At 53.7% G+C, this 12,409-nt stretch carries 8 protein-coding genes; all 8 read right to left on the minus strand.

The features are described 5' to 3' along the window. Window positions 1–2: 2 nt before the first annotated feature. The 8 genes from APH28_RS28650 to APH28_RS15990 all read right to left on the minus strand — a co-directional run bounded on the left by APH28_RS28650 (window position 3) and on the right by APH28_RS15990 (window position 12,391). The gene (locus APH28_RS28650) at window positions 3–1,097 is read right to left on the minus strand and encodes a hypothetical protein (protein WP_156340895.1); all 1,095 of its coding nucleotides are present in this window, start codon (window positions 1,095–1,097) and stop codon (window positions 3–5) included. Between the two features lie 112 nt (window positions 1,098–1,209). Beyond that, entirely contained in the window at window positions 1,210–1,473 is a 264-nt protein-coding gene (locus APH28_RS28135) for a PAAR domain-containing protein (protein WP_082432310.1), read from the minus strand. 84 nt (window positions 1,474–1,557) lie between these two features. Continuing rightward, window positions 1,558–2,574, minus strand: coding sequence for an SUMF1/EgtB/PvdO family nonheme iron enzyme (locus tag APH28_RS15965; protein ID WP_060510911.1), 1,017 nt, complete (start codon window positions 2,572–2,574; stop codon window positions 1,558–1,560). A 21-nt stretch (window positions 2,575–2,595) separates the two neighbouring features. Next, window positions 2,596–4,863 (minus strand): ATPase, encoded by a 2,268-nt coding sequence (locus tag APH28_RS15970; protein ID WP_156340897.1) that lies wholly within the window; start codon window positions 4,861–4,863, stop codon window positions 2,596–2,598. 17 nt (window positions 4,864–4,880) lie between these two features. Further along, window positions 4,881–7,385 carry a type VI secretion system Vgr family protein gene (locus APH28_RS15975; protein WP_060510915.1) on the minus strand — a complete coding sequence of 835 codons (2,505 nt, stop codon included), beginning with the start codon at window positions 7,383–7,385 and terminating at the stop codon, window positions 4,881–4,883. A 2-nt stretch (window positions 7,386–7,387) separates the two neighbouring features. After that, window positions 7,388–10,042, minus strand: coding sequence for a type VI secretion system ATPase TssH (gene tssH, locus APH28_RS15980; RefSeq protein WP_060510916.1), 2,655 nt, complete (start codon window positions 10,040–10,042; stop codon window positions 7,388–7,390). Between the two features lie 149 nt (window positions 10,043–10,191). After that, window positions 10,192–10,695, minus strand: a complete 504-nt coding sequence (locus tag APH28_RS15985; RefSeq protein ID WP_060510918.1) for an Hcp family type VI secretion system effector — start codon at window positions 10,693–10,695, stop codon at window positions 10,192–10,194. A 16-nt stretch (window positions 10,696–10,711) separates the two neighbouring features. Next, window positions 10,712–12,391, minus strand: coding sequence for an OmpA family protein (locus APH28_RS15990; protein WP_256249632.1), 1,680 nt, complete (start codon window positions 12,389–12,391; stop codon window positions 10,712–10,714). Between the last annotated feature and the right edge of the window lie 18 nt (window positions 12,392–12,409).

A 12,409-nucleotide genomic window follows, 5' to 3' on the forward strand; every position in this document is an offset into this window, starting at 1 on the left:
GCTCATGCAGGCCGGACAATAAAAATTTGAGCAGAGGCATCGTGTAGCAGGACCACCTGCGGACCGTCCTCCGCCTTGGCACACTCACTAGCAACGATTAATGCGACATTACCTACTGCACATCCAGGCAAACCAAACGAATCATCCAATCGATGACACCTGGCCACGTTAAAAGGGAAACGTGCCGCATTCACAGCGATACTTGTCTCACGTAAAACGTCGCCAGGCACCTGCGCCTGCCAACTGAAGTACGTTTCTTCTCCGGCACGCAGTTTCCCCCAAAGAAATGCATCCGTAACTGCATCCTTGATAGAGCGACCAGCGCACTCAAGTTGGACAGGGCGATGAACCAGGGCGATCGAATCAATTTTTTGCGTTGTACACCACTGCGAAGAGCCCAACAACACAGCTGTCACGGTCTCGGCCTGTTCGGCAACGGGGTTTAGAAAAAGATTAATTTCGACGGACACTAACAACTGATGTCGTTCCGGCGCATCCAACCAAGTGTCCAGCCACATTACGCCATCATCGTCCATTGCAAAGACCACGCTATCCGTTAAACGGGGGTTGGTGGTAACTGTAGACCAAATAGACAGAAGCTCTTCATTGCAAAGCACTTGGTTATGCCTGATACGAACATCCACAGCAAGACTGCGCGCCCCGATCTCTAAATCAGACTCCAACCCACGTACAACTTGTTGTAAAAATCCACGTAAACGCTTAGCGTATTCGGACTTTGAGTGATTTTGTACCGACGGTTTTAATTGGCTCAACCGCATTGTCAAGGCTTGCCTTTCCAGATAAATAGGCTGGAGAGGCTTACTACCCAAACGCAGGGCCTGAGCAAGTTGATTATTACCCGCCCCGGAACAATAGGATACGGCCAATACGGCAACCGTACGCTGGCCGCGCCGAATGAGTGACCGCTCCGACTCATCGCGACTCTCATTCCAACTCTCTATATAATCTCGATGTTTCTCGTACGCCAACAAACGCAGTGCGTAGATCACTAACCCGGCAATCAAAACTCCTAATAATGCGCAGATCCAAAACCACAATGATGTATGCCAACTGTCCGCCCGCCAAAGCAGGACCATCAACCCGCCAACGACGAGCGAACAAAGCAAGATGACCACACCCCATCGCCAGTGCCGAGGTTGCCGGGGTAGCAATCGCCTCTCGGGTAATGAGTTCAGGTCAACTGCCATCTCACCGCCTACCTGCTTGAGGAAGCGACGTGATTAACTCACAACCACAGGAACAGCAATGACCGTCTAAAGCAATGGGCCGACCTTTAACTTTCGAACCTGTATCCCCCTCTGCTATTTCATTCACGCCGTGCCCAGGTATTGGACAAAAAACAGCATCACCTACGCAAGCGACATCAAGCTGCATGAATTTCAATCCACGGGCACCGGCAAGTACCTTGCCCCCCGAAGACAGTTTATCGCCAACACGAATAACTCCGCGCATATCAATAAGCACCCAATAATAAAATCACTACCCGCCTTTCAGGCAGCCCAAATTTAAATGCCCCCTGAAATATTGAGCTCACCGCTACTCAATCCGACTGTCACTATTAACAACGCACCTAGCCGTTTTATCGCCCAACACAATCAGTTTATGTTCAAATGCATAACCATGCGGATTCTCAGGGGTTCTGTGCACATTCACTCCTCCTCCCCAGCTTGGATTGGCATATGCCTGACCACGTGCAACTTTTGTATCCCGGCCATAGTAGTCCTTGGTAACGGGTGTCTCCGGCCCCTGGGGGTCAATTTCAGGGGAGTACTGATAATAATTTTCGTCATACCAATCTTTAACCCACTCCAGCCCATTATCCGACATGGCATAAAGGCCCAACGGATTGGGAGGAAACCTGTCTACCGGCAAGGGCGTGAGCCCCTTCGTGCTCCACCCCATTTGTCTAGCAAACTCCCTACGATCTCGAGAAGTAGAAATGTTAATTCCTTTCGGCCCTCCCCCATATTTAGTAAAACCATCATTTGTCTGCTTATAAGTACCGTCATCAGTGGCCACCATCAAAAACTGCCCGCGGCTGCGTGCCGCGTACTCCCACTGGGCCTCAGTGGGTAATGAGAAAGGAAGATTGGACACTTTAGCCAGCCAGTTGCAATAGCGGTCGGCTTCATACCAGTCCATATGCGCTGGCAAATTAGGTAAAGAATTAATGTTCTTCCACTTTTCCTGTATCCCCCCCACTTCAAAAGAACGCAACTTAAGACCACTGCTTTTAAGATACATCTCAAACTCTTTATTCGAGATCTTAAATCTTGCAATAGAAAAGGTACTCAACTTGACCTTATGTACTGGCCGGCTATCTCCATCACTATCATAAGACATTTGCTCCGGCCCATACTCTAAGCCATAATCCCCCATCAAATATTCACCCCCCTCAACAAACACCAAGTCCCTTTTTACTTCTTCGACAAAATGCTTCATCTCTATCGGCGTTATCCCGAGGTCCTTATAATCAACTCCGCTCGCCAACTGGTCACAGCCTGACAAACTCAAAAAAACCAAACAAAATATAGACACCTTAAAAATCTTCACGACCACTCCAATTAGATTTACTCAGACAATATCCGCACTACAAGGACCAAACTTGCAGCGTCGCGGGTAATTCGGATTACGACCAACGTTTAGCTTATAATAGACTGTATCATTCATAGCGAGCGCATAACCAGAAGAACCAAACTCCTTCAACCGATCATAAATTATGGCCAATTCGCTTCGCTCATATTTTATTTCATAGAATTCTCTGTCTCGATCCCTCCCTAACTCAAGAAAGTCTACCAAGCTTCGCTCATGCCGCTCGACGGCGTCCAACTCATCGTATCCCTCTGATGGGCCATTCCCTTGCGCATTGACACGAGACAATACTTTATGCCACTCCGGCTTGCTCTGAATACTTCTGAGCACACAAAGCACCGCCTCTTTTCGTTCGCCGTAGCGATCGAGAAACCCGATGTTTCCTGGATCTATATTATCCCACTTACCATGACGCGTTAGAAGGTGAAGCAATATACCCTTAGCTTCAGGTGTGTAGCGCAACAGATCCAACTGTCGAGTGATAACATTTTTAGCTAACTGATTCCGTCGTCTCGAAGCATCAATACTCTTCTTCGTCTCATCAGCCAATTCACCAACCTGTTTTGTGAAATCGTCTGCAATGTTTTCAATTGTTTTTTTTACGAGTGAGTAATACTCATATACATTAGCTTCAACGACCTCCATTTGCATAACACAATACTTCGTATACACTTCAAATGCATCCTCATCCATAACTCTAAAAAAACCATAATTCCTTTCATTCAATTGATAAATCAACCAAGCACCAAACTCCAGAAAGGTATTGCCATCCACCTCACAAATAAAGCCACCTTTGGCACCCGCCCCTTTGCATAGAGAGGCTGCAAAATGAAAACAAAACTTCCCATTAATAAAAGTACAATGAAAACTCAAGCCGGCACCCACCCCCGCCAACCCTGCAATACTGGGTCCTATTTTACAAAAATCGACGTACTCTCCAGTAGTCTCCAATATACCGCCATTTGTTTCCCCTGCCGCTGTCGGCTTTAACCATTGCAGTGATCCCGTCAGTGTTCCTTCCGCCCTCGCACCCGCAAAAGCTTCTGCCGAAAGTTTTATCCCTTCATCTTCACTGCTCATCTGCTTATGAAAATCGTAAGCTTTGCTTTTTCTTTCACTGAAAGGTCTCAAACGACCAGGTTGGCCCATGACGGTTTGCTGGTCACCACTCCTGACTACCTGGAATTGAGCCTCCACCTGAAGCGTCGCTCCAATAAATGCGGCCAAGCGAACGTTCAAACTTAGGCGCATCATCCCTAAATCAAACGGGACTCCGTTCTCATCAGAGGGGTTAACTGTAAGCGCCCATCCGATGCGATCCGGGGCGTAAATTGAAAAGGACGCTATGCCGGCAGCCGCAGTTAAGCTGCCGCCACCCTCTGCTTTGATGGAGAACTGTTGCTTACGTGGATCAATTTCAACATTTGCGCCGAAATTGGAAACAAAGCGCATAAACTGTGCTCCGCCCTCAAAATCAATATGCCCCCCCCACGTTGCCTCACATTGTGCGGCAGCATTCCAGCTATCCGCCCAGTCAAAAAGTGAACAATCCATACTCAGCGCCTCAGGATCAAAACCAAGGCCTGCCCATTTGACAACATCCTTCAGATCAATTTTTATTTTTGGCCAATTCAATCCGGCAAGTTGCCTCTTAAGCTTCTTGTCGTCTATGCGTCGAATTTTTCCATCACTGCGTCGCTCAAAGATACTTTCAGCGCCGCCTTTCTTGTCACTACTTTTCAACGACACAGTATGGAGTTTTCTGCCATCCTTGCCTTTACTGTAGTAACCTTTTTTTACATAAACTACAGGCGCTCGTTTCTCACCCGCTTTTCTTTTAGCAGACTGACCACTAACAGGAACGAGCTCCACAACATCATTATATTTCATGTCTTGGGTAGAAAACTCACCAATTTTTTCTTTTAACTTTTCTCGCTTCAACTCTAAATTTTTCTCAGCTTGCACTACAGCGTCATGAAATGACGCCTCAGGCGCTGCTGTGGTTTCTGCAGCAATTCCATATTTTTCAATTGCAACGGAGTAATTGATTTTCTCCTGATGAAAATCATTTACACACTGCTGCATTTCCTTCCAATGCGCCTCAAACTCTGCAGCCTCACTGTCAGCAATAAAAACCAACTCTTCGGTTTCCGGACAAAAATAACACTGTACCGATTGATGATGAACCACTACAACGGGTTTACTTTTGCAAATCCTGCTCTCTGCTACTGAGATATCCGCTCCGCCCATTTCCTATCACTCCGAAGTTACTCAAAGAATAACTTTATGGTTTGAAGATCAATTCCATAGTGGGATTGTGTATAACCATTCCCATCTGTCATGCCTCTCAGCACGCTGCCATCGGCAGCTTCAATACGATACCGTACGTAAGGTTTTGGCTGGTCACTGACTTTATCTCTAACTTGAAAGCCACCTTGCATGGGATTGCTGTAAACAGGATCTTCCAGAATCATCGGTACCAGGGCCTTCTCCAATGAGGCAGTGCCTCCCCAAGCGATATTGTCATTCTTGATATGCAGTTCACCCGGGGCACCGATCTCAATAGATCCGTCTTTTATCTTGATATAGGCACCTCTGCTAACCAGAGTGATGCCGTGCTGAGCATTGAGAACGATCTCGCCATTACTGCTATTTAAAGCAAGTTCCTTGTCTGCTTGTAACGTCATCGCATCGCTTTGTGCCTGAATGTCCACAGGGCCACGAGCCGCAATTAATCTGAGCCCTAACTTTTGGGCGAACAGACTGATTGCCTCACCTGCGGCCACGCTAAAACGTTTGAATAGGCTGAAGTCAGCACTATCACCAGCCGTAGCTGTAATAGAGTTTTCTGCCGATAGTTGGATGTTTGCAGGTGTAACCATAGCTATCCCGGCAGGTGCCGAGGCAAGGAGTCCCGCATCTTTGAGCCGCGCCAATGCCTCCCGCAGGCTCTGTTGGGCCTGATTATCAGCTGGTAATGCTCCCGACACAGCTGCGCTTTGCGCCAGTGCGTTCACTAATGCCAGAGCGTTATTGAGCTGAGCCAACGCTGCTCCCATCTCCAGCATTGTCCCTTGGGCTTGAGGCTGAGCATCAGCACTGATGAAGATGCCACTGCCGCCACGGATCGCGGCATGCCCATCGGTGCGCAGTTCCGCGCCCTCCCCGCGTGGCCGGCGATCGGCGTCGACCAGATGCCCGAGATTTAGTTGAGTCTTGCCACTGTGCTCCGTACTGAGCTTGATGTGCTCCTTCCCACGCGTATCGTCCAGGCGAAACTTGTTGTTGGCCGGGGTCCGCAGCACATTGCGTTTATAGTTGCGCAGCGTCACGTGGTCGGGATGTTCACTGTCGTGCAAGGCATAGGCGATGTAGGGCCGGTCCGGGTCGCCTTGCTCGAACGCCACCGCCACTTCGGTACCGCAGATCAGCGGCAGGTGCAGGCCATGGGTGTCACCGGCGTAGGGGCGTGCCAGCCGCAGCCAGACACTCTCCTCGCCTGCTCGCCAGGTGTCCCGGTCGAACAGGAAATTGACCCGGTAGCGTCCCTCCATATCGATATGGCCGTAAGGATCGTTCTTTTGCGTACTGGTGACCCGCGCCGGCACCGTACCGGCAATCTGTGGCTTGCCCAGCAATCCCGGCCGAAAGCCTATCGTCTCCGAGTAGGGAATCGCGTCGAACTTGGCTTCCAGGCTACGGTCGCGTGCTGCCTCGACGGTCAAATGGGTGATGACCACGCCAGGTTCGAAGACCTGTGGCGCCCCGTCAGAGACCGTCAGCACTTGCCCTGGGGCCAGCGTCACGCTGCTGCTGACACCGTTGCAACGGGTCTGGTCGTTGAGAAAGCGTTCATGATTCAGGCGCGCATAGAAGTAACCGCTTTCGCTGAGCAGGTCCTCATCCTGGTCAATTGCGTCACCCAGCGCGGTATAGGGTTCACCGTAGTGGTAGCCTTCGCCGTACGTGGTGGTGTCGCCGCGGCTCTGGTCAACTTCACCATCCAGAAAGGCGGCTGCGTCCCGGTGGTGGTAGGCACGCACGTTGATGTGTTGCTCCACCACCTGATGCTCAACCTGCAGCGCCCATACGCCGTCCTGGCCATTGCTGGTCAAACCCGACAGGGGGCGATGCGGCAGTTGGATGCCGAACTGGTAGTGGCGCTGATGGTCGTGAAACTCGACCACATCGGTGTAAAGCCGATCGTCGTGGGAGAAGCGATACCAGATGCCGACTTCCGCCAGCAGACGGCTGATGAAGCTCAGATCGCTCTCGCCGTACTGCATGACCTGTTCGCGCTTGGGGTATTCGCGTGCCAGGTCGAACACGAAGTGCTGCCCTTCCAGCTGATGGCGACTGCGCAGGATGCTTTCGACGATTTCCGGTACGGACTGATGCTGATAGATCCGGTACTGCTTGCCACGCCCGAGCAATGCCAGGTGCGCTTCAAGTGTGACTTGGTAGCGGGCTTCATCACGGGAGCCGGAGACACGCTTGAAACCGCTGATCACGCCATGCAGCGTGCGTGAAGCGGCGTTGGTCACTGAGTGCTCGGCGGTGGGCTGAGACTTGCCCAGGTAGAAGCTGGCATCTTTCCCGAGGATTTGCGCCGCCTCGATATCCTGTTCCGGGGAGGTGAACGCAATGGTGTAGTTGAAGGGTTGGCTCAGCCCCTCTTTGCCGTTGAACGACAGCACATCGAGCTCGGCGGCAAGGCCCTCGACTTCAAGCTGGTAGTGGTTATGGGTGGCACCCATTATTGGCATAGCCATGATCAAGCCCCCTCGGCAGCCAGCAACGCTGGATCGTGTTCATCCACGATGCTCAAGCTGATGCCGGTGTCTTCGCAGTACCCGAGCGTCACAGCTTGTGTTGGCTGACCGAGGGCTTGGCGCTGCAGCAACTGCTGGCTGAGCACCGGCAGGATCTGCTGGTTGAGCAAGCTATCGATGTTGCGGGCACCGGTATCGGGCAAAAGGCAGGCAGCCACCAAGGCTGCATGAAGGGAGCCGTCAACCTCGCACCGCAATCCATAGTGACGCTGTAACCGCTTGCCGACTTGATCGAGTTTGATCGCGACAATGCGCTCCAACGCATCGGCATCCAGTGGGCGGTAGATCAAGGTCTGGAAGCGTGCCAATAGCGCAGGCTGAAAGTGCTCGCGCAATACTGGCCGTAACAGTTCATGAAGTGCGGCGTCTTCAGTATCTGGCTGCCGCTCGACACAACCCTGCAACAGGTCACTGCCGAGGTTGGACGTCATGAGGATGACGGTATTGCGAAAATCGATCTCCCTTCCCTCTCCATCCCGCATGAAGCCGCGGTCGAACACCTGATAGAACAGGTTGAGCACATCACGGTGAGCCTTCTCGACTTCATCCAGCAACACCACGCTATAGGGGCGCTGGCGGACGGCTTCGGTGAGCACCCCGCCCTGACCGTAGCCCACATAGCCAGGCGGCGAACCTTTGAGTTGGCTGACGGTGTGCGCCTCCTGGTACTCAGACATGTTCAGCGTGATCAATGACTTCTCGCCACCGAACAGGCTGCTGGCCAATGCATGGGCCGTCTCTGTCTTGCCGATACCACTGGTCCCGACCAGCAGGAATACGCCCATCGGTGCTTTGTCGTCAGTGAGGCCCGTTCGGGCGGCGCGCAACCGTTGGGCAAGTGCAAGTAGCGCGGGGTCTTGACCAACAACACGCTCGGCCAACTGATCTTCCAGGTTCAACAAGCTGGCGTGTTCGTCCTTCAGCAAGCTGCCGAGAGGCACGCCCGTCCAGTCTGCGATCACTTCAGCCACACTGCGTGCGCTCACGTCGAGTGACAGCAGTGGCCGACTCCCTTGCACGTGGCTGAGGTCTTGTTGAAGCTGAGCGCAGGCAGCCGTATCGACCTGCTCGGCCTGGCGAGCCTCTAGCAGCTGATGGGTGAGATCGAGCTCTTGCTGGTATTGCAGCTCCAACGCGGTTTGCTGGCTTTCAAGCTGGGCCCGTTGTGCATTGATCTTGGCCAGGCGCGGCTCAGCCACATTGCCGGTCAGCTGCGCATCCTCTTCCAGCGCCCTTTGCTCGGCAATCAGCGCCGTCATTTGCGACTTCAGCTGGACCCGTGCGTGAGGCTCACAGTCCAGACTCATGCGGACCCGAGCACAGGCGGTATCCACCAGATCAACCGCTTTGTCTGGCAGGCGGCGCCCCGTCAGAAAGCGCCGGGACAAGCTGACCGCCGCCTGCACTGCGGCGTCTTGAACATGCACGCCGTGGTAGCTGGCATATCGTGCTTTGAGCCCTCGCAGCATCACACAGGCATTGGCATCATCCGGCTCATCGACCTTGATCATCTGGAAGCGACGCTCCAGCGCCGCATCGCGCTCGAAGTACTGCTTGTACTCACTCCAGGTGGTGGCTGCGATGGTGCGCAGCTCGCCACGCGCCAGGGCCGGCTTCAGCAGATTCGCCGCGTCTGCGCCCCCAGCCTGGTTGCCAGCGCCGATCAAGGTGTGGGCTTCATCGATGAACAGCAGCACCGGAGTCTCTGACCGCTGGACGGCATCGATCACGTTTTTCAAGCGTTGTTCGAACTCGCCTTTGACCCCGGCGCCCGCCTGGAGCAACCCCAGGTCCAGCGTACGGATGCACACCGGTTTCAAGCTATCGGGGACATCGCCGCTGGCGATGCGTAAAGCCAGCCCCTCGACCAGCGCGGTTTTGCCGACACCTGGATCGCCTACCAAAATGGGGTTGTTCTTGCGCCGACGGCTCAGCACATCGATCACCTGACGGATCTCATCGTCGCGGCCGAACACCGGGTCAATCTGCCCCGCTGCTGCCTTGGCAGTAACGTCGTGGCTGAACTGGTCAAGGATCGCGAGCAATGCCGCATCACCCCGTGAGGCGACAACGGTCTTAGGCTCATCTGACACTTTTGACTGGAACAGTGACGCCTGCTCCGGTTGACCTTCTTCCGAATCGAATTCAAGCAGCGTTTTCATTTGCTTTGATTGCGTTGGACCGATGCTCGATAGAGGCCAAGCAGCTGAACATTCAAGCAAGTTTGGCGTTTCAAATAGCGCCTCGAGCAAATGAACGGACCGCAGTTGCTCACAATCACGATCCAACGATGCCAGCAACCAGGCATTGGTGATCAGTTGCTGCAGCTCACCGCTCAACTGAGGTTTGTTGAGCACGCTGCGCGGCAACGTATCGAAGTATTCAAGCAACCCTTGCCAGATGACTTCCACATCCCACCCGTATCGACGGGCGATAACCACCAGATCACCTTCACCTTGCTCAAACAACTTCAACAGCCAATGCTCAACAGTGATATGACTGTGCCCACGTGCCTGGCATAGCGATGCTGCTGCCGTGAGTGCTTGAGTACAATATGCGTTGAGCCGGCGTAGCAAGCGGGTAGGATCGTGTGCCATACAGGGCATCCTTGTCGTCAATGATCAGCATGTCGCCACAAGTGCGAGCGCGTCTGAATTTCTGAGGTGTACTTGGCTGAACGCCCGCGCACGGACGCTCAACCCAATACACTGGAGGCTGTCAACCAACCAGGGCTGACAGCCAGGTTTTATCCAGCGGCAGCGGCGCTAGGGCGCTCATTCCAAGAATCCGAATGGATAATGTTTCCCTCGTTGTATTTCCACGTAATCGTTTCGTAGCGCAGCGCGACCGACTCCAAGTGGTTATGCTTTTCTTTCTCCGAATCTTTAACGTCGTGCATTTTCGGCGTAACTTCCACAACTCTTACGTTCTCGAGTTTTATACTGTAATACTCAACCTCCTGACCTGCGTCATTGATGTTGTAAAATTTGAATAACGCCTCCTTAAGCGTCTGCCCCGTCGTAACGGCCTTATTGAGGTAAGGGCTAGACGCATCAACTTCCTTGACGAATACGAATGGCGTATGAACCCGAGTTCCCGTCAATTTCCCGGTATTATTATCCGTAGGGGTATAAATCTTATGATCCTTGGCGAGCACCTCAACACTGCCCTCACGACCATTGACATTGACAGAGCCTTTGATCTCACTTCCACCATCGTCTTTAAGCCACAAGTAAATAGGAATAGCCATTTAGAAGTTCCTCATTTCAAGCGTTAGGAGTCGCGGAGTGCGACAGGGGTTGCAATCCCGAGGCCGTAGTCGAGGACTGACAAGCCCCCGCTTCCGGCACCAGGCGAATTTCAACTCGGCGATTGGCCGACCGTCCTTGTTCCGTGTCGTTGCTTGCAACAGGCTCACTCGCCCCCAAGCCTTGTACTGCGAAGCAGTTGCTGGGTATGTCACCCATGTGTTGAATCCAGTCGTGAACCGCAGCGGCGCGTGCTCGCGACAAGCGCAGGTTCTGTTCGTCACTGCCCGTCGCATCCGTATGGCCCGTGATCACGATCAACCAACCTGGCTGAGCCTTGATGCCCGCAAACGCATTCACCAAGAACTTGGTCGACTCTGGCTTCAACTGCGCGCTGCCACTGTTGAACAGCGATAAGCTGTCCAGGCGAACCGTGCGGTGCTTGTCAGGCACGCCTTGAGGCACGGTCGGGATGCGGTGGCCGTTGATCGCCGCCAGCAGTGACGGACGTAATCTTTCGCCTTGATACAGCCCGATACCGAGTGACCACGGCTCACCCTGGCGGTAGTAGTGATCCAGGCGCTGCGCATCCTGGCGAAGCACCATCAATGCCTCCTGGCGCTGCGATACGCTGGCCGAATCGGGGCTCAGCGAAGCGGTGCTGTAGCGTCGCAAATCATCGGTGACCTGACGTATCAAGAGCGTGTTCTGCCTCGCCGAGCTGATCAATGCGACGCAAGCCGCTAGCACGAACAACCAGACCCCAATCACCACAGCCCTGCTTCGCGGACTGTGCGGAGCCCTGCCGGGCAGCAAATGAAGCAGTGCATCAGGAAAAGGTAACGACGCGCTTGCGTGATTAGCCCCATCACGAATGTAGGAAAGGCCGGTCCGCTGCTGGAGGCAACGGTGCCAAAGATTGCCGTCTCGCGTCCCCTCAGTCCTGGGAACAAATGCAACCGCAAGGGTGAGCGCAGTTGCGATCCCCTGATGGGGATTTCCTATGTCCATTTCCGGCAAGCACGCTTCGTTCAGCCAACCGACGGCAGCGTTCAACTGCACCGTGGTGCGTAGTCGATCAGCCTGGTGCTCAGGATCTTTGCCCCTGCGCTGCCATTCGGACAGGCTCAGGCATTCACCCGCCTCTCGTACTCGCACACTCGTCTCTTCAGCCTCCCAGCTGAACCAGGGCGAAGCCCCGCTCGCGCTGTGGAAATAGCTCACAATCAGCAGCGGCAGCGGTGTACCTCGCTTGCGCAGGATCGCAACCTGGTGGCACAAGCTTTGTATCTGGTTCGCAAGCACTGCGCCGTCTGTATGGGCACTGGGGGTCACGACCCACATGATGCTGAGCTGCCCACCCCACTCTGGCCGCTCCAGCAAGAGATCGGCTACAGTTGCGGGCAACTTCGAAAGGTCGGGCACTGGCACATAACACCCCTCCCCTGTTACTCGTGGAGCCAACTGCTCGGCAGACGAGGCCTCAAACAGTTCAGCCAGGCAATCACCGACCACCAGAACAACGGGATGACGATACGATCCAGCAGGCAGGCTGACACCGCTGCTCCACTGCAGCTGTGTACGTTCTCCGGTAGCACGCGATATCCGGCGCCAACCCACCATCACCAAAGCACTGACTAGCAGAGCCGCGATGGCTTGAACCGCTGCAGCCAGCGGCAACGTGGCAATCAACAACAAGGACAGCGCACCGGCCCA

Origin of the sequence: Pseudomonas sp. NBRC 111124, assembly GCF_001320245.1 — a bacterium.
In the GTDB taxonomy this organism is placed as follows: Bacteria; Pseudomonadota; Gammaproteobacteria; order Pseudomonadales; family Pseudomonadaceae; genus Aquipseudomonas.